Below are 18,474 nucleotides of genomic sequence, written 5' to 3'. Positions count from 1 at the left end.
GCCTTGATAGATTCTCGATGCGCCGACGATGAGCTCACGATGAGCCGGCTGTCGGCCCACTGTCACGGCGGGGGAGGCCTGGTGGGCGTGCGGTTCACAGTCCTGGGCACGGTCGAGGCGCTGGACGGCGACCGCCCGGTCGCCCGGCTGACCCCCCGGCATCGCGCGGTCCTGGGATACCTCCTGGTCAACGCCCGGCGGCCGGTCAGTGCCGAGCGCATCATCGACGCGGTCTGGGGCATCGACCAGCCGGACACCGCGCGCGCCCAGGTCCACGCGGCGCTCACCGCCATCCGCCGGGCGCTGCGCGGCACCGACGCGGCGGACTCGATCCAGACCACGGACGCCGGCTACCGGATCCGGCCGGCTTCGCCCGGCGGCCTGGACCTCGACGATTTCAACGCCCTGACGGCCGCGGCGGTCCGCCGGGCCGCCGAGGAACCCGAGGGCGCCATCGCCGACCTGCGTGCGGCGCTGGCCCTGTGGACCGGTGAGGCGCTGGCCGGCGTGCCGGGCGACTTCGTCGCCGACGCCCGCGCCCGGCTGGAGGACCGGCGCCTGGCCGCGGTCGAGCGGCTGGCCGAGCTGGAGATCGGCCTCGGGCGGCACGACGAGGTGCTCGACGAGCTGGCGGCGCAGGCCGCGGCCCATCCGCTGCGGGAGCGCCTGGTCGGACAGCTGGTGCTGGCCCTGTACCGGGCGGGGCGGCAGCCGGACGCGCTGGCCGCCGCCCGCGCCTACCGCGCCCTGCTGGCCGAGCAGCAGGGCCTTGATCCGGGACGGGCGTTCACCGAACTGGAGCAGGGAGTTCTGCGCGGTGACTTGCTTGCCGGGGGCGCGCTGCAACTCGCCGAATCCGAGCGCCCCGCGCCGCAGCCCGCCGTTCCGGTCGCCGCAGCCGTCTCCGCGCGATCTGTCCGATGGAACTTCTTGCCCTACGACATCCCGGATTTCGCCGGCCGGAACGCCGAGCTGGAACAGCTGGCACCAGCGGCGACCAGGTCCGGGGAGCCGATCGGGAGAGTCGTCACCATCGACGGCATGGCCGGCATCGGCAAGACCGCCCTCGCGGTCCGCGCCGCACACCGCCTGGCCGACCGCTTCCCCGACGGTCAGTTGTTCATCGACCTGCACGCGCACACCGCGGGGCACGCCCCGGTCACCGCGGGCGCGGCGCTGGAGGTCCTGCTCCGGCAGATAGGCGTCCCGGCGGACCGGGTCCCCGCCTCGACCGCGGATCGCAGCGCCCTGTGGCGGGTGCGGCTCGCCGAGCGCCGGGTGGTCGCGGTCCTGGACAACGCCCTCGACGCCGGCCATGTCAGGCCCCTGCTGCCGGGTTCGTCGTCCAGCGTCCTGATCGTCACCAGCCGGCGGCGGCTGGTCGACCTGGACGGCGCCCGCGCGCTGTCGATGGACCTGCTGTCGCCGGCGGACGCGGTCACGCTGTTCGGCAGCATCGTCGGCGAGCGCGCCGACGCCGAACCGCTGGCCGTGCTCGACGTGCTGCAGCTGTGCGGCTTCCTGCCGCTGGCCGTGCGCATCGCGGCGGCCCGGCTGCACCACCGTCCCCGCTGGACCGTGGCCTACCTCGCCGGCCGGCTGCGCGACGAGCGCCGCCGCCTGACCGAGCTGTCCACCGCCGACCGGGGTGTCGCCGCCGCGTTCGCGCTGTCGTACCAGCAGCTGACCGGGGAACAGCGCGGGATGTTCCGGCTCCTGGGGCTGTCTCCGGGGCGCGACATCGCCCCCGATGCCGCGGCGGCGCTCGCCGGGATCGACGGTTTCGACGCGGAGGACCTCCTGGAGGAGTTGCTGGACGCGCACATGCTCACCCAGCAGGAGCCGGGCCGTTACGGCTTCCACGATCTGCTGCGCGAGCACGCTCTGGCGACGGTGGAGGCCGAGGTGGAAGCCGACGACCGGAATGCGGCGCTGCACCGATTACGGGCGTACTACTTGGCGACCGCCGAAGGCGCGGTGGATGTCCTGTTCCCCTATGGCTCGGCTTCCTCACACTCCGCGCCGGACCTCACCGAGTCGGAGGCGGCGGCCTGGTTGGCTGCCGAGCGCGCGAATCTCCAGGCCGTCGCCCTGCACGCCGCCGATGACGCCCCCGTCCACACCAGCCGGACGGCGGCCATCCTGCGGCCGTATCTGGACGGCAACTCCCACCACGACGAGGCAGTGGCCCTGCATACCGCGGCACTGCGGGCGAGCAGGATTTCGGGCGACCGGCAGGCCGAAGCCCACGCGCACACGAACCTCGGCTGGAGCCACTGGCGCCAGGGCCACTACGCACCGGCCGAGCGGCACTCGGCCGTCGCCCTGGAGCTGGCCCGGGAACTCGGCGACGGCTACGACGAGGCGCGGGCGGCCAACACCCTCGGCAACGTCGCGCTGCGGCGGCGCGATCCGGAGCGGGCCTGTGCCTTCTTCGAGCAGGCCCTGGCCCTGGCCTGGAAGACCGGCAACCGCGTGGGCGAGGCACACGTCCTGGGCAACCTCGCCGAGGCCCTGGAGCACGCCGACCGCGGCGAGGACGCCCCCGCCCACCTCGGCGCGGCGCTGGCCCTGCACCGCGAGCTGGGCAACCGGCGCGGCGAGGCGCTGGTGCTCGACAAGCTCGGCCTGCTGCACCGCAAGCGGGGCGAGTACGGCCTCGCCGACGCCCGCCACCGGGAATCGGCGGACCTGTACCGCGAGATCGGCAACCGCAGCGACGAGGCGGCCGCACGCAACGGCGGGGCCGAGTCGGCGCTGGCGGCGGGCGACCCGCGGCGCGCCGCCGCCGAGCACCTCGCGGCGCTGGCGCTGGCCCGCGAGACCGGCAACCGGCCGGAGGAGGCGCGCGCCCACGGTGGCCTGGCGCGCGCGTACCGGGCCTGCGGCGACATCGGCGCCGCCCGCCGCGCGGCCCAGGAGGCGCTGGACTGCTACACCGCCCTGGCCGTCCCCGAGGCCGATGACATCCGCGTCTTCCTGATCGGGCTCGACGCCCGCGAGACCGGCGACGCCCGCGAGACCGGCGACGGCCGCGAGACCGGCGACGCCCGCGACGACTGACCGGAAGACCGGCTGACCGGCTGACCGGCTTGTCGGCTGAGTGATCGGCTATCGGCCGCCGGCCTGCCGCCTACCGGCCGAGGTCGGCCGGATCGGTGTTGGCGCCGCACAGGACGACGCCGACCCGCTCGCCGGGCTCGGGCCGGTAGGCGCCCTCCCGCAGCACCGCCAGCGCGGTGGCCGATCCGTGTTCGACCACCAGCCGATGGCGTTCCCACAGGAAGCGGCGGGCCGCCACGATCGCGGCGTCGTCCACCACCACCGAGCGGATGTCCGCGCTGCGGGCCCAGGCCAGCGCGGCGGCCGAGACGCGCGGCGCGCCGAGTGAGTCGGCCGCGATCGTCTCGACGTCGACGTCGCGGACCTCCTGCGCGTCCAGGGCCGCGCGCAGCGCCCGGCTCCCCTCGGGCTCGGCGCCGACGACGCGGACACCGTGGGCGTCGGCGGCGGCCGTGACGCCGGAGAACATGCCGCCGGCCCCGACGGCGACCACGACGGTGTCCAGATCCGGGACCGCCTGCACCAGCTCCAGCAGGATGGTCCCGGCCCCGGCCGAGGTCAGCCCCTCGTCGTGGGTGTAGGCGTCGACGGCCCCGGTCCGGGCGGCGAACTCCGCGGCGGCCCGCTGCGCCTCGGCCTGCGACGCCCCGCCGACCCGCATGTCGGCTCCGAAACCGCGCAACCGCTCGACCATCACCGGGGCCGCGTCCCGCGCCAGGAAGGAGGTGACCGGCACGCCGAAACGCTGCCCGGCCCATGCCGCCCCGAGATCGGCGTTGCGCCCGGTCGAGGTGACCATCCCGGCCGCCGGCATGGCCCCGGCCTCGAGCAGCGCGGCGGTCAGGTTGGCCGCCGCCCGCGCCTTGAACGAGCCGCTGTGCTGCAGGAACTCCAGCGCCAGGTGGACCCGGACCCCCGGCACCGCGGCCGCGTCGGCGGGAACCACCGTCAGCGGCCTGATGACCCCGGCCAGGCGGTCGGCGGCGTCCTTGACGTCCCGGTGCTCGGGCTCACGCATCACGGCATCCTCGCAGCTGTCGGTCGACCACGGACGCGTAGATCATCGACCAGCACCGGCGCCGGGAACAAGTACCATCGCCCCATGTCCAAGACGGAGCTCGACACCCTGACCGCCGACTTCTTCGGCGCCTTCGACAACCGTGGCGCGAACCCGCCCGACGTGGCCCGCATCCGCCGCCTGATGCTCCCGACCGGCGTGATCGTCAAAACCGGCCCCGACTTCACGGTCTACACCGTCGAGCAGTTCATCGAACCCCGCGAACGCCTCCTCACCGAAGGCCGCCTCGTCGACTTCGCCGAATGGGAGACCTCCGAACGCACCGAGATCGCCGAGGACGTCGCCTCGCGAGTCGGCGAGTACCGCAAATCAGGCCTCCTCGACGGCGAGCCCTACGAGGGCACGGGCGTCAAGACGTTCCAGTTCGTCCGGACGCCGGAGGGTTGGCGGATCGCTGCGTTCTCCTGGTGGGATCAGCCCTGAGCCCGCCTATTCGCGGATGTACGCCAGGAGCAACACGAAGACCGCGCGGACGAGGTAGGGAACGGATTTCAAAGGAGACGTACTGGGGACTCCTCCAATCCGCGGCTGCATCACGACGGGCACCTGGCGCACGGTGTAACCCGCCTTGATGACCCGGACCAGGGTGTCGATGGTGTCCGCGAGGTATTCGACCGGATACCACCTCGCGAAGTACTCGATGAGGTCCCGATTGCAGACGCGAAGGCCGGATGTCGTGTCGGTGAGCCTGGTCCTCGCCTGCCGTGAGATGACGAAGCTGAACAAGGACATCGCCCACCACCGCGGCCCGGATGCGCGGTATTCACCCGCTCCGGCGAATCTGGCGCCGATGACGAGGTCGGCTTCCTCCAGGCCGGCGATCAGTGCGGGGATGCTGCTCGACTGGTGCTGGCCGTCGGCGTCGAATTGGACGGCGATCTGGTATCCGTAATTCCGGGCGTAGACATATCCCAGGCGCCGGGCCCCGCCGACACCGAGGTTGTACGGCAGCTGCACCACCTTGGCCCCCGCCGCACCGGCGACGGCCGCTGTATCGTCCGTCGACCCGTCGTCGACGACCAGGACGTCCACGTCGGGCAGCGACGACCGCAGGTCCTTGACGACGGCCTCGATCGACGCACCCTCATTCCAGGCCGGAATGATGATCAGCGTGCTGTTTCCGCTCGTCGACTGCACCGAGGTCCTCCGAATCGGCCCTCAGGAGGGCTGTGTGTTCGCCCGGCGAGCGAGCCTCGTCCTCAAGCTTACGACGTGAGGTCTGGCCCGGGGCGCTGATCGCCGGGCGTGCCGCCTCAGCGTGCCGCCTCAGACCATGACGTGCTTGACCTGCGTGTAGTCCAGCAGCCCGGCCATCGCGAGATCGCTGCCGTAGCCGGAGTGCCCGATTCCGCCGTGCGGCATCTCCGACACCGTCGTGCCGTGCGTGTTGGCCCACGCGATCCCGGAGCGGAAGCCGCGTACCGCCCGCATCGCGCGGTCGTGGTCGCGCGTCCACACGCTCGCGGCCAGTCCGTGGCGGACGCCGTTGGCCAGCGCCATGGCCTCGGCCTCGGTGGCGAACGACTGCACCGTGACGACCGGGCCGAAGGTCTCCTCCTGGACGATCTCGTCGTCCTGCGCGACGTGCAGGACCACCGTCGGTTCGTGGTACCAGCCGGGGCCGTCGAGTGCGTGGCCGCCCACCGCCACTTCCGCGTGCGCCGGCAGGCGTTCCAGGACACCGCGGACCGCCGCCAGCTGGGCGGCGCTGTTGAGGGGGCCGAAGTCGGCGTCGGCTGTCGGGCCGGTGCGCAGTGCCGCTACCTGCTCGGTGAACGCCGCCACGAAGGCGTCGTGGATCGTCCGGTCGACCAGCAGGCGCGTCGCCGCGGTGCAGTCCTGGCCGGCGTTGTAGAACGCGACGGCGGCCAGGGCGGCGGCCGTCACCTCCACGTCCACGTCGTCGTGGACGACGACCGGGGCGTTGCCGCCGAGTTCCAGGTGCACGCGTTTGAGGTCGGCGGCGCACGCGGCCGCGATCTGGCGGCCGGCGCGGACGCTCCCGGTCACCGCGACGAGGCGGACCGCGGGGTGCGCCACCAGTGCGCGTCCGGTCTCGCGGTCGCCGCACACGACGTTGGCCACGCCCGGCGGCAGGTGTTCGGCGGCGATGCGGGCGAGCAGGGCTGTCGTCGAGGGTGTGGTGTCGGCGGGTTTCAGCACCGTGGTGTTGCCCGCGGCCACCGCCGGCGCGAGTTTCCACACGGCCATCATCAGCGGGTAGTTCCACGGCGTGATCTGCGCGCACACGCCGACCGGCTCGCGTCGCAGCATCGACGTGCGGCCCTCGGCGTACTCGGCCGCCGCCGCGCCCGGCAGGGCGCGGGCCGCCCCGGCGAAGAAGCGCAGCACGTCGACGATCGCCGGGAACTCGTCCCGCAGGAACAGGGCCCGGGGCTTGCCGGTCTCCCGGACCTCCGCGTCGGCGAACGCCCCGGCCCGCGCCTCGACGTCGTCGGCTATGCGCAGCAACGCCCGCTGGCGCTCGGCCGGGGTGGTCGCCGACCAGGAGTCGGATGCCGAGGCCGCCGCTGCACATGCCGCATCGACGTCGTCCGCGTCGGACAGAGCGGATCGGCCGGCGACCCGACCGGTCGACGGGTCGACGAGGTCAAGGTGCGCGCCGCACGCCGCCGCTGACTCGCGTCCGCCGATGAGGTTGAGAACAGTAGGGACCTCAGCGGTGACCTCAGCCATGCCGCAGCACCTCCGTGGCCGTCGCGCGGCCGGTCCGCACCGCGCCTTCCATGTATCCGGCGACCCACTGATCCGAGCCGCAGACGTAGAACGGCGGCTCATGCGTGCCGTGCAGCGGTCCGACCCGCATCACGTCTCCCGGAGCCCACTGCGTCACGTATCCCTGCGTCCACGGATCGGTTCCCCACATCCGCAAGTAGGCGGCGGTCGGCTGCTCGGCCTCGGGGCCGTAGAGCCGTGCGATGTCCGATATCAGCTCCCGCATACGCGCTTGTGGCGGCATCCCCAACATCACGCCGTAGCGTTCAGGCGGAATCAGCGCAGAGAGCAGTCCGACCCCCTGCGGCCAGGTGCTGCCGAGCACGTCCTCGCACTCGGACAGAGCGTTCATTCCCTGCTCGCGCCAGAACGGCCGGTCGTACGCCACTGCCAACTTCGCTGCGCACGCCTGGCGTTGTGCGTGCAGCGAGGCGAGCCGCTCGTCCGACACCCCGGTCACGGCGACCGACCGCAGCGGCCCCGCCGGCAGCGCGCTGACCACCGCGTCGGCGGTCAGCGTCTCGCCTCCCACGAGGCGGACCGTGCAGCGTCCAGCCCGCACCTCCACGGCCGCCACCGCGGCACCGGCCCGCACCCGGTGCCCCAGCTCGACGGTCATGGCCAGGGCCACCGTCGCCGAGCCCTCGGCGACGCGCAGCCCTTCCCAGTCCTCGTAGTCGTAGTGGCCCGCGCTCGGTACCGCCGCGTTCTTCCGTAGCGCGCCGAGCAGCGACGTCCGCTCGACCGAGCCGCTGGCCAGGCTGAGCTGTCCGATCTCCCACAGCCGCACGACCTCGGGGGTCGCGCCGACGGACCGCAGCCACTGGCCCACCGACAGCGCGTCGAGCGCTGCCGCGTCCGGGTGCGACCACGGGTCGTCCGGGTCGACGGTCCGGGCCAGGTCCACGAACTCCTGCGTCACCCGCCGCTGGCAGTCCTCGTCCCCCGGGCCGAACCAGTGCGGCGGATCCCCGGCCGAGACGCCTTCCGGCGTGGCGCGGGCGATCAGCCCGGGCTCGGCGACGTAGCTGGGGACCAGGGTCAGGCCGAGTTCGGCGACCAGGCCCAGATACGCGGTGTGCGCGCGCCCGACCACCTCGCCGCCGAGCTGCACGATCCGGCCGTCGTCGAGCACCGCCTGCTCGACCCGCCCGCCGACCCGGTCCCGGGCCTCCAGGACCAGGACGTCCGCGCCGCCGGCGGCCAGGTCCCGCGCGGCGGACAGCCCCGCGAGGCCCGCGCCGAGGACGATCACGTCGTAGTGGTGCATGAACCCTCCTTCCAGGACCGGGCCGGTCAGGCCAGGACCAGGCAGTGCTCGGTCTTCCAGGCGATCTCGACCTCTTCGCCGCCGGCCCAGCGGTCCTCGTTCCGGGATCGCGCGGTGTTCTGTTCCAGCGCGGCGACGGTCACGCCGGGCGCCAGCTCGATCAGATAGGTCGTGGTCGGGCCCGAGTACACGGTGTCCTTGATGACGCCGCGGGCCCGCGGCATGTCCGCCTCGAAGTCCGACAGCCAGATCTTCTCCGGCCGGATCGAGACGCTGACCTCGGTGCCGTCGGCGATCTCCGGACAGGTCCCGACGGCGATCGCCGGGCCGCCGCTGATCTGGACGGCACCGGCGGCGGACCGGTAGACGCCGGTCATGAGGTTCGAGGTCCCCATGAAGGACGCGACGAACTTCGTCTCCGGACGCTCGTACACGTCCTCGGGCGTGCCGCAGTGCTCCACGTGCCCGGCGTTCATCACGGCCACCCGGTCGGACATGGTCAGCGCCTCGTCCTGGTCGTGGGTGACGAACACGAAGGTGATGCCGACCTCGCGCTGGATCTGCTTGAGCTCGATCTGCATCTGCCGCCGCAGCTTCAGGTCCAGGGCGGCCAGCGGCTCGTCCAGCAGCAGCACGGCCGGCCGGTTGACCAGGGCGCGGGCCAGCGCGACGCGCTGGCGCTGGCCGCCGGACAGGGTGCGGGGCTTGCGGTCGGCGAACGTGTCCAGCTGCACCAGGTCCAGCATCTCGCCGACCCGGCGCTTGATCTCCGGCCGTGCGACGCCGGCCCGCTTGAGGCCGAAGGCGACGTTGTCGGCCACCGAGAGGTGGTCGAACAGCGCGTAGCTCTGGAACACGGTGTTGACGTTCCGCTTGTTCGGCGGCAGGCGGGTCACGTCCTGCCCGGCGAGCAGGATCGTCCCGGCCGTCGGATCGGCGAAGCCGCCGATCATCCGCAGGGTCGTGGTCTTGCCGCAGCCGGAGGGCCCGAGCAGGGAGAAGAACTCGCCCGGGGCGATGTCCAGGCTCAGGTCGGCGACGGCGGCGCTGTCGTCGTCGCCGCCGAACTTCTTGGTGATCCGGTCCAGCCGGACTGCGGGGGTGGCGGGCTCCGCGGGAGCCGCGGGCGTGGCGGCCGAAGTGGTGGTGCTCATGGATATCAGTCCCCGGACAGGAGGTCGAGGCCGCCGGAGCGGCCGAACAAGCGCGGGATGGACAGAGCCGCGGCGATGAGGGTGATCGAGCCGGCCAGCATCAGCGTGCCGACGGCGTTGATGGTCGGCTCGACGCCGAAGCGGATGGCGGAGTAGATGCGGACGGCCAGCGGCTGCGGGTCCACCCCGGTGGTGAAGTAGGCCAGGACGAAGTCGTCGAAGACCAGGGCGAAGATCAGGACCGCGCTGGCCAGGATGGCGGGCAGCAGCGCCGGCAGCGTCACCAGGCGCAGCGCCTGCCACCGCGTCGCGCCCAGGTCCATGGCGGCCTCTTCGACCTCCGGGTTGAGCGCGGCGACCCGCGAGCGCAGGATCACCGTCACGTAGGAGATGGAGAAGGTGATCTCGGAGATCATCACCGTGCCGGTGGACAGCGTGATGTTCAGGCCCTTGTAGAGCATCAGCGACGCCACACCGGTGACGATCTCCGGCGTGATGAGCGGGACCAGCATGATCAGCGCGGAGTACGAGCCGAGCCGGCCGCGCGCCCGCACCAGGCCCAGCGCCAGCGCGACGCCCAGGGCCACCGAGCCGATCATCGCCACCAGCGAGATCTTCAGGCTCATGCCCAGCGAGGACAGCAGGACGTGGTCGTGGAAGAAGGCCGAGTACCACCGGGTGCTGAAGTGCTTGAAGACGGTCAGCGACTTCTGGGAGTTGAAGGAGAACAGCACGACCATGCCGATCGGCAGGTAGAGCAGGATGAAGAAGAGCACGGTGACCACGAAGGCGAAGCGGGGCTTGGCCTCGACACCGCGCCGGTGGGGACGAAGCCGCCCCGAGCGGTTCCGGAAGATCGCAGCGCTCATCGGGTCGCCTCCGCCTCGTCCTTGCGGGCCCGCCGCAGGTAGCCGAACATGCCGACCAGGAGCACGGCCATCAGCAGCATCGTCAGCGCCGAGCCCAGCGGCCAGTCCTGGCCCTCGAAGAACTTGTCCTGGATCAGGTTGCCGATCATGATCTGGTTCGGGCCGCCCAGGAACTGCGCGGACACGAAGTCGCCCATGGCCGGCAGGAACACCAGCACCATCCCGGCCGCCGCGCCCTGCCGCGTCGCGGGGACCGTGACGAACAGGAAGGTGCGCAGCGGGCCGCCGTACAGGTCGCGGCCGGCCTCGACCAAAGACGTGTCCAGGCGCTCCAGCGCCGCGTACAACGGGATGATCATGAACACCACGAAGCCGTAGACCAGGCCGGCGATGACGCCGGGCCCGGTGTTGAGGATCTTCGTGTGCGAGTCCGCGAGCCCGGTCGCGCGCAGGAAGCGCAGTACCGGGCCGTCGTCGGACAGCACCACCGACCAGCCGTACATCCGGACCAGGTAGTTGGCGAAGAAGGGCACGACGATCGCGGCGATCAGCGCGTTCTTGAACCGTCCGGCGTGCAGCGCGATCGCGTAGGCGACCGGATAGGCGATCAGCAGGCAGAGTACGGACGTCAGGGCCGCGTACTCCAGCGAGCGGAACATCACGGTCCGGTAGGCCGGCGCGCCCAGCCGCCGGATGTTGTCCAGCGTGGTGCCGAACCGCGGGTTGCCCAGATCGTCGGTGGTCCCGAAGGACAGCGCCGCGACGAGCAGCAGCGAGGAGATGAAGAACACCGACATCCACAGCGTGCCGGGTAGCGCCAGGCGGTTCCAGATCCGGGTGTCGGCAGCGGCCGGCCGGGTCGGGCCGGTCGTGGGTTCGGGGACGATGTCGACCATCAGCCGGCTTTCACGTCGGTCCACACGGCGTCGCGGGCGTGCCCCTGGGCAGCCGTGCCGTTCTGGAACATGCGGTCGGTCACCAGGTCCTCGGGCTTGATGACGCATTGGGGGAACTGCGCGACGAGCTTCGCGTAGGCGTCCTCGGTGCCGTTCACGGGCATCGGGTAGCCGATGTAGTCGATGTTCTTGATGACGTTCTCCGGCCGGAGCATGTAGTCGATGAAGAGCATCGCGGTGCCGGGATGCTCGGCGTTGGCCGGGATCACGTAGCAGTCCGTGTTCACCGGCGACCCCTCCCTGGCGGTCTGGAACCCGTAGACCGAGGCGTCCTTGGCCTGGTTGAGCACGGAGACCATGTCGCCGCTCCAGGCCTGGGTCATCAGGGCATTGCCGTTGAGCAGGTTGTTGTAGTCGTCGCTGGAGAAGCCGCGCAGGCGCGGGCGCAGGTTCTTCAGCTCGGCGTCGATCTTCGCCAGGTCCGCGGCGTCGGCGGTGTTGATGGGCAGGCCGAGCTTCAGCGCCGCCATGCCCAGCACCTCGTCCTCGTCGTCCAGCAGGAACACGTCGCCGTTGGCGGCCGGGGACCACAGGTCCTGCCAGGAGCCGGTCAGGTCCCCGAGCTTGTCCTTGCGCCAGCCGATCCCGGTCTTGTACATGGTGAACGGGACGCTGTGCCCGGACGCGTCGTCGTACCAGGGGTCCTGGAAGTAGTCGTAGTGGTCGAAGATCGCCGGGGCGTTCTTCAGCGCCGTGTGGTCGATGCGGTGCAGCTTCCCGCCCGCGGCCAGGCGCTGGGTCCACTTGGCCGAGGGGAAGACGACGTCGTACTTGTTCCCGGCGGCCAGCTTGGCGCCCATCGACTCCATCGAGTCGAAGTTGGACTGGATGACCTTGACGCCGTACTCCTTCTGGAACCCGTCGAAGACGGACGGGTCGACGTAGTCGGCCCAGTTGAAGTAGACCAGGTCGCCGTCCACCTTGACGTCGATGGGCGGCTCGGTCGACGCCGCCGCGGCGGCCGGGCCCGGCGACCCGGCGGCTCCGGCGCCGCCCGACCCGGTGAATCCGCACCCGGCCGCGGTCAGGGCCACCGCGCCGGCGGCCCCGGCGCGCAGAAGCGATCGGCGGGACGGCTCGAAGGACTCCTCGGAAGACTGGCGGGACATGGCTTGTCCTTTCGTCGTGGGTGGGAGGGGCCCGGCACCGGGACCCGGTTCGCGGCAAGGCGGTACCCAGGACCGCCGGTGGCGGGGTCGAGCGTTATGAGGGGGGTTACCGGCCCGATGCGGTACGCGGACCTGTTTTTCACCGCGCGCCGGTGGCTGCGACGCGGGCTCTGCGATCCGCACCGCCGCGGTGGCGCGGCAGTGGGCGGGTTTACCCGGTGACGGTCCTGGGGCCGGTGGCCGGAATCGGTGTGTGCACCCCGAGCTGCGGGGCGACGACGGCCCAGATCTGGTCGCGCGCGTCGTCCAGCGTCATCGCCGAGGCGCCGAGCAGGATCCGCGCGCCGTAGCCGTCGGTGAGCGCGATGATCAGGTCGGCCAGCCGCCCGACGTCGCAGGCTCCGAACTCGCCGGCGCCCTGGCCGTCGCGGACGATCCCGGCGATCCAGTCCCGCAGGTTCGCGTACAGGTCGCGGGCGACGGACCGGGAGTCGGGGTCCCGGACGGCGCGCAGATGCAGCTCCTGCCAGAGCAGGAAGTCGCGGCGCAGTTCGGTGTCGCCGGGCAGGCAGTCGTCGATGGCCCGGGCCAGGAGCCAGGTGTGCGGGGTCTGTGACGGCGGCGCGGTCGCGGTGTTCTCAGAACCCGTGGTGTCGTAGGAGTAGCGCAGCGCTTCCAGGAAGAGCTTCTCGCGGGTGTCGAAGTGATAGTGGAGCGCGGCCGTGGACACGCCGGCCCGCTCGGCCACCATCCGCATCCTGACCTTCTCGAACCCGGTCTCGGCGATGACCTCGCACGCCGCCCGCAGGATCACCGCGCGAGTCTGCTCGGTCCTGGTCTCAGCGCTCATCGCCGCTCATCGCTCCCTTCGGATGATCTCTGGGATCTGTGTGATCCCTGCGAACCCTGCGAACCCTGCGAACCCAGGTCGGCTCGGATCCTATCGGCGAACCAGCCGACTCCGGCTTCGCGGCGCGAGAGCGGGCCCGGTTCGAAGCCGGGGGTGCGGATGCCGGATTGGACCCGGCGCAGCAGTTCGGCGTCCTCGTCGCTGGTGATCCAGCCGATGGCGATGTTGAGCCGGCGTGCCAGGCGGGTCCGCCTGCTGGAGCCCCGGCGGGTGTAGAAGCCGCCGGGGACGGCGACGCGGTCCTGGCCCGCGGGGATGGCGGTCCAGGCGAGCACGTGGTCGGGATAGAAGTCGAGCAGCGTGTTCGGGTAGATGACGGCGTAGCGCCACATCCGCTGGTCTTCCTCCCGCAGGCCCGGCATCGTCGAGGTCAGCCGCTGATAGAGGCGTTCGCGCCAGTTGGACGACGGCTTGTCGCGCAGCGGCGTCTCGAACAGGACGTAGTCCGCGGCCTCCTCGGTGATCCGGTAGTTCTGGTAGTCGAGCAGCCGCATCAGCCCGGGGTGGGCGACCGGCACGTGGTAGCCCTCCAGGTAGTTGTCGACGGCGACCTTCCAGTTGGCGCCCTGGACCTCGGCCCCGGCCAGATCGTGGATCCGGTCCCGGCCCACCGGCACCAGGTCGCCCCCGGCGTAGCGGCCCACCTGCCCGGCCAGGCCCGCGCAGGTCTGGGCCAGCGGCGCGGCGGTGCCGTCGACGTTGACGAACACGAAGCCCAGGAAGGACTCCACGGCGACGGTGAACAGGCCGAGCTTCGGCTTGTCCAGGCAGGGGATCTGGCGGCCCTCCGGTGCCCCGACCAGCGAGCCGTCGAGCTTGTAGGTCCAGCCGTGATAGGGGCAGCGGATCGCCGCGGGCGTCTCGGGCTCCGGCTCGGGGGCGTCGACCAGGCGGGTCCCGCGATGCCGGCAGACGTTGAGGAACGCGGCCAGACCGCCCTCGCCGTCGCGGACCACGAGCACCTCGCGGCCGGCGGCCCAGGCGGTCAGCCGGGAACCGGGGTTCGGCAGATCGGATTCGTGGCAGACCAGCTGCCAGCTCTTGGCGAAGACCGCGTTCTGTTCGGCCTCGGCCAGCGCCGGGTCGGTGTAGTAGCGCGCGGCCAGGGCCGGCGGCGGGGGCGGTTCGGCCGGGCGTCCGCCCGGCGCGGTGACCGCCGCCAGCGGTTCGGTGATCGGCACTGGTCCTCCTTCAGGGGATGGCTGACCGATTGGTCAGTCAGGTTGCAGTGAAGTTTCCCGCCTGTCAAGGGTTGCTGACTAATCAATTAGTCAGTTACGCTCCCGCCCACCGAAACACTCCCCGGAGGTGGAGGGTGTCAGAACGTTTCCGACGACGCCGGCCGGTCTGGCTCGGCCTCACCGCGGAGCCCGAGCGCGAACTGCCGGAGGCGGTCGCCGCGCTGCGGATGCGCTCGCGGCCCGATGGAGAACCCGCGGATCCGACAAGGCTGCTGGACAGCGAGCGCCGCCGCATCGGCGAGCTCGTCGTCCGCGGCAGTCAGCGTTCGTGGTCGCGGTACCTGGACGAGGTCGCCGATCTGGTGCGGGCGGCCGCGGCCGACGCAGACGTGTCAGTCGCGTCAGTCGACGCCGACCGGGCGCTGCTGGCCGCCGAGGTCGTCCTCGACCACCACACGATGCTCATCGGCCTGCCCGGCTCCGCCTACCGCCGGGCCGCGGCCCAGCGTGAAGCCCTGGCCGAAGCAGTGCGAGTCCTGCGGCGACTCCCGAACGGACGAGACAGAAGATGACCGAGATCCATTCCCTGATGACAGGGCCCGCACCGCTGCTCGGCGAGAGCCCCGACCGCCGGGAGACCGGCGACGCCTACTGGCGGGCCGGCGGGTATCGCGAGATGTCACCCGACCTGCTGTTCAACCGTGTCAAAGCCGCCGGACTGCGCGGACGCGGCGGTGCCGGCTTCCCGGCCGCCGCCAAGGTGCAGGCCGTGCGGGCCGCCGGCTCGGTACCGGTGGTCGTCGCCAACGGCGCCGAAGGAGAACCGGGCTCGGTCAAGGACCGATGGCTGATGCGGGCGCGGCCGCACCTCGTCCTGGACGGCATGCTGCGGGCCGCCGACATGACGCGCGCCGCGCGCTGCTACGTCTACGTGGCCGACGACGAAGCCGCCGACAGCATGCGCCGCGCGCTGGCCGAACGCGAGCCCGTCGTGCCCACGTGGATCGTGCGGTTCGAGCACAGTTACGTCGCCGGCGAGGAGACGTCGGCGATCCGCCGGATCAACGGCGGCCCCGCGCTGCCGGCCGCGAAACCCCCGCGGCCCTTCGAGTCCGGCGTCGACGGCGTCCCGACGCTCGTCGCGAACGTCGAGACCCTGGCCCGGATCGCCCTGCTGGCGGCGCGGCCGCAGACCCCCGACTCGGCGGTGCTGACGGTCTCCGGCCGGGGCCTGGAAGCCGAGCTGGTCGAGGTGCCCGTCGGCACGTCGCTGCAGGCCCTGGCCTACCGCGCGGACCGCCTCGACACGCCCGGCGTCCTGATGGGAGGCATGTTCGGGGGGATCCTCGGCCCCGGCGGCCTGGCGACCGCGCTCGAACCGGCCGCCCTGGCCGCGGCGGGATCGGCGCTCGGCTGCGGGGCCGTGTACTTCCTGGCTCCCGGCGAGTGCCCGGTCGGGCTCGCCGCCGACGGCCTGGCGCGCCTGGCCGCCGAGAGCAGCCGCCAGTGCGGGGTCTGCGTCTCCGGCACCGCCGCGCTGGCGCGCACGATGACGTCCGTCGTCCACGGCACCGCGGGGCAGGAGGACCTGGCCCGGCTCAGCCGCTGGTCGCAGAGCTTGGTCCGGCGCGGCGCGTGCGGCCTGCTCGACGCGGCGGCGAACCTCGCCGCCTCCCTTCTGCGCTCCTTCGGCCCGCTCACCGAGGCCCACCTCGACGGCCGCTGCCCGCGCTGCTCCGCCGACGGGACGCCGGACTCCGACCGGTTCCAGGTGGCGCCCCCGACCGTCCGAACCACCAGTCACCCCGTATCAGCACCGCGATAGAGGAACCATGAAACTGCTGTTGGACGCCACCCTGTGCGAGGGCTACGGCGTGTGCCAGGAACAGGCCCCCGCCCAGATCGAACTCGACGACTTCGGCTACGCCGCGATCCTCGCGGCCGAGGTCCCGGCCGACGGTGAGGCGGCCGTCCGGGCCGCCGTCGCAGCCTGCCCCAACCGCGCGCTGCGCCTGGAGCCGCAGCGATGAGCCGCGATCTGGCCCCGCTGAGCCGCGACCTGGCGCCGCTGTTCGACCCGGTGTCGGTGGCCGTGGTCGGCGCGAGCGACGACCCGGCGAAGTACGGGCACGCCATCGCCTCGCAGGCGCTGCGTGCGCCGCACCGCCGGCCGATCCACCTGGTGAACCGGCGCGGGGGCACCGTGCTCGGCCAGAGCGCGGCGCCCAGCCTGACCGCGCTCGGCGAACCGGTCGGCCTGGTCGTGGTCTCGGTCCCGGCGCCGGTGTACGAGCAGACCGTCGAGGAGGCCCTGGCCTGCGGGGCCAGAGCGATCGTCGCGGTGACCGCGGGCTTCGCCGAGACCGGAGCCGAAGGGCTCGCGCGCCAGCGGGCCGTCGCCGAGAAGGTGCGGGCGGCCGGCGCGGTCCTGGTCGGGCCCAACTGCCTGGGCATCGCCGACAACACGACCGAGCTGTATCTGGCCTCTGACGCCTTCGACCTGGGCGGCGTCGCGCTGCTGAGCCAGAGCGGGAACCTGGCGCTGGAGCTCCAGCTCGCGTTCGCGCCGCACGGCCTGGGCTTCTCGCGGTTCGTCTCGCTCGGCAACCAGTCCGACGTCACGCTCGTGGACCTGGTCCGGGACTGCGCGCGCCACGACGCGACGAAGGCGATCGCGGTGTACGCCGAGGACTTCGGCGACGGCCGGGCGTTCGCGCAGGCGGCGGCCACGGCGGGCAAGCCGGTGGTGCTGCTCAGCGCCGGACGCGGAGCGGCGGCCGCGCGCAGTGCGGCGTCGCACACCGGGGCGCTGACGACGTCGGCCGCGATCGTCGCGGCCGCGTGCCGGGACGCCGGTGTCGAGCTGGTCCGCACGCCCCGGGAGATGACCGCGGTCCTCGCGGCGGTCGCCGGCGGCCGCCGGGCGCGCGGGCGTCGGGTCGCGGTGTTCACCGACGGCGGCGGGCACGGCGTCGTCGCCGCGGATGCCGCCGAGGCCGCCGGATTCGCGGTCCCCGAGCTCGGTCCGCGGGTCCGGGAGCGGCTGGCCGGGCAGCTGTGGGGGCCCTCGGCGCTCGGCAACCCGGTCGATCTGGCGGGCATGGGGGAGCAGGACCCGATGTCGTACGCGGCCGTGGTGCGGACGCTGCTGGACTCCGACGAGATCGACGCGGTCCTGATGACCGGGTACTTCGGCGGATACTCTTCTGACTCCGGGGGCCTTGGCGGCGCGACCGGGACGCTCGGCGCGACCGAGCTCGCGGCTGCCGACTCGATCGCCCGGGCGGTGCGGGCGTCCCCGAAGCCGGTCGTGGCGCAGTCGATGTATCCGGACGCGCCGAGCTGTCAGAACCTGCAGGCGGCGGGCATCCCGGTGTTCGCGGCGATCGAGGACGCGGCGCGGGCGCTGGCGGCCGTCGTGGTCGCGGAAGACGCCGGCGCCGAGGGCGGTGCGGCGGCACTGGAACCGTTGCCCGAACCCGCCGAGCCGATGACCGACACCGGCTACTACGCGACGCGCGCCGTGCTGGCCGAGGCAGGCTTGCGATTCCCGGCTTCGGCCGAGATCAGCACCGAGGCCGGGGTACGGGCATTCGCACGCAGTACATCAGGCCCCTTCGTCCTCAAGGCGCTGCATCTGCTTCACAAGTCCGACGCCGGCGGCGTCGCCCTGAACCTCGCCGACGAGGAAGCGCTGGTCGCGGCGCACCGGGAGATGCATGCGCGCCTGTCCGCGCCGTCCTACTCGGTGGAGCAGATGGCGGATCTGGGCGCAGGCGTCGAGCTGATCGTCGGCGTGAACCGCGACCCGCGCTTCGGCCCGATCGCGATGGTGGGCCTCGGCGGGGTGTTCACCGAAGTCCTCGGCGACGTCGTGTTCGCACTCGCGCCAGTCTCCGCCGCCCGCGCGGAGACGATGCTGCGCGATCTGCGCTGCGCCGCCCTGCTGGACGGGGTGCGCGGCCGGCCGGCGGTCGACGTGGCTGCCGCCGCGAAGGCGATCGAGCAGATCACCCGCGTCGCCGCCGTCCAGTACGACCTCGCCGAATTCGAGGTCAACCCGTTGTTGGCCCTGCCGTCCGGGGCGCTCGCCCTGGATGCCCGGGCCGTGCCGCTGGTCCCACCGTCCCTTTCCGACTACTGAGGAG

At 72.5% G+C, this 18,474-nt stretch carries 16 protein-coding genes; 6 read left to right on the top strand and 10 right to left on the bottom strand.

What is annotated here, in order from left to right:
* Window positions 1-39: 39 nt before the first annotated feature.
* Window positions 40-3,063, top strand: coding sequence for a BTAD domain-containing putative transcriptional regulator (locus ABH926_RS38940; protein ID WP_370371022.1), 3,024 nt, complete (start codon window positions 40-42; stop codon window positions 3,061-3,063).
* Between the two features lie 70 nt (window positions 3,064-3,133).
* Here the strand turns inward: ABH926_RS38940 and ABH926_RS38935 are convergent, their stop codons facing one another.
* Window positions 3,134-4,081 carry a pyridoxal-phosphate dependent enzyme gene (locus ABH926_RS38935; protein WP_370371021.1) on the bottom strand — a complete coding sequence of 316 codons (948 nt, stop codon included), beginning with the start codon at window positions 4,079-4,081 and terminating at the stop codon, window positions 3,134-3,136.
* An 84-nt stretch (window positions 4,082-4,165) separates the two neighbouring features.
* On the opposite strand from ABH926_RS38935, the gene ABH926_RS38930 reads away from it, so the two are divergent.
* The gene (locus tag ABH926_RS38930; RefSeq protein WP_370371019.1) at window positions 4,166-4,564 is read left to right on the top strand and encodes a nuclear transport factor 2 family protein; all 399 of its coding nucleotides are present in this window, start codon (window positions 4,166-4,168) and stop codon (window positions 4,562-4,564) included.
* A gap of 6 nt (window positions 4,565-4,570) precedes the next feature.
* On the opposite strand, the gene ABH926_RS38925 is transcribed toward ABH926_RS38930, so the two are convergent.
* From ABH926_RS38925 to ABH926_RS38885, 9 genes are all read right to left on the bottom strand, one after another.
* Window positions 4,571-5,278, bottom strand: coding sequence for a glycosyltransferase family 2 protein (locus tag ABH926_RS38925; protein ID WP_370371018.1), 708 nt, complete (start codon window positions 5,276-5,278; stop codon window positions 4,571-4,573).
* A 129-nt stretch (window positions 5,279-5,407) separates the two neighbouring features.
* On the bottom strand, window positions 5,408-6,838 hold the full coding sequence (locus ABH926_RS38920; protein ID WP_370371016.1) for an aminobutyraldehyde dehydrogenase: 1,431 nt from the start codon (window positions 6,836-6,838) through the stop codon (window positions 5,408-5,410).
* A complete protein-coding gene (locus tag ABH926_RS38915) occupies window positions 6,831-8,147 on the bottom strand; it encodes a flavin monoamine oxidase family protein (RefSeq protein WP_370371014.1) in 1,317 nt (438 codons plus the stop codon). Before ABH926_RS38915 ends, ABH926_RS38920 begins: the two co-directional genes overlap by 8 nt.
* A 26-nt stretch (window positions 8,148-8,173) precedes the next feature.
* On the bottom strand, window positions 8,174-9,301 hold the full coding sequence (locus tag ABH926_RS38910) for an ABC transporter ATP-binding protein (protein ID WP_370371012.1): 1,128 nt from the start codon (window positions 9,299-9,301) through the stop codon (window positions 8,174-8,176).
* Window positions 9,302-9,306: 5 nt separating this feature from the next.
* Window positions 9,307-10,170 carry an ABC transporter permease gene (locus ABH926_RS38905; protein WP_370371010.1) on the bottom strand — a complete coding sequence of 288 codons (864 nt, stop codon included), beginning with the start codon at window positions 10,168-10,170 and terminating at the stop codon, window positions 9,307-9,309.
* A complete protein-coding gene (locus tag ABH926_RS38900; protein ID WP_370371008.1) occupies window positions 10,167-11,066 on the bottom strand; it encodes an ABC transporter permease in 900 nt (299 codons plus the stop codon). Before ABH926_RS38900 ends, ABH926_RS38905 begins: the two co-directional genes overlap by 4 nt.
* On the bottom strand, window positions 11,066-12,235 hold the full coding sequence (locus tag ABH926_RS38895) for a spermidine/putrescine ABC transporter substrate-binding protein (protein WP_370371006.1): 1,170 nt from the start codon (window positions 12,233-12,235) through the stop codon (window positions 11,066-11,068). Before ABH926_RS38895 ends, ABH926_RS38900 begins: the two co-directional genes overlap by 1 nt.
* 211 nt (window positions 12,236-12,446) lie before the next feature.
* Complete coding sequence (locus ABH926_RS38890; protein ID WP_370371004.1) at window positions 12,447-13,085, bottom strand: TetR/AcrR family transcriptional regulator; 639 nt, start codon at window positions 13,083-13,085, stop codon at window positions 12,447-12,449.
* Window positions 13,082-14,326, bottom strand: coding sequence for an aromatic ring-hydroxylating dioxygenase subunit alpha (locus tag ABH926_RS38885; RefSeq protein ID WP_370371002.1), 1,245 nt, complete (start codon window positions 14,324-14,326; stop codon window positions 13,082-13,084). The genes ABH926_RS38890 and ABH926_RS38885 overlap by 4 nt, the downstream gene beginning before the upstream one ends.
* A gap of 134 nt (window positions 14,327-14,460) precedes the next feature.
* On the opposite strand from ABH926_RS38885, the gene ABH926_RS38880 reads away from it, so the two are divergent.
* Genes ABH926_RS38880 through ABH926_RS38865 form a run of 4 tightly spaced genes read left to right on the top strand, consistent with a single transcriptional unit; the run spans window position 14,461 to window position 18,470 of the window.
* Entirely contained in the window at window positions 14,461-14,898 is a 438-nt protein-coding gene (locus ABH926_RS38880) for a hypothetical protein (RefSeq protein ID WP_370371000.1), read from the top strand.
* Window positions 14,895-16,151, top strand: coding sequence for an NADH-ubiquinone oxidoreductase-F iron-sulfur binding region domain-containing protein (locus tag ABH926_RS38875; protein ID WP_370370998.1), 1,257 nt, complete (start codon window positions 14,895-14,897; stop codon window positions 16,149-16,151). The genes ABH926_RS38880 and ABH926_RS38875 overlap by 4 nt, the downstream gene beginning before the upstream one ends.
* 7 nt (window positions 16,152-16,158) lie before the next feature.
* Window positions 16,159-16,356, top strand: coding sequence for a ferredoxin (locus ABH926_RS38870; protein WP_370370996.1), 198 nt, complete (start codon window positions 16,159-16,161; stop codon window positions 16,354-16,356).
* On the top strand, window positions 16,353-18,470 hold the full coding sequence (locus tag ABH926_RS38865) for an acetate--CoA ligase family protein (protein ID WP_370370995.1): 2,118 nt from the start codon (window positions 16,353-16,355) through the stop codon (window positions 18,468-18,470). Before ABH926_RS38870 ends, ABH926_RS38865 begins: the two co-directional genes overlap by 4 nt.
* The last annotated feature ends 4 nt before the right edge of the window (window positions 18,471-18,474 follow it).

It is taken from the genome of Catenulispora sp. GP43 (assembly GCF_041260665.1).
Taxonomy (GTDB): Bacteria; Actinomycetota; Actinomycetes; order Streptomycetales; family Catenulisporaceae; genus Catenulispora.
This window is presented reverse-complemented; position numbering and strand designations above follow the sequence as displayed.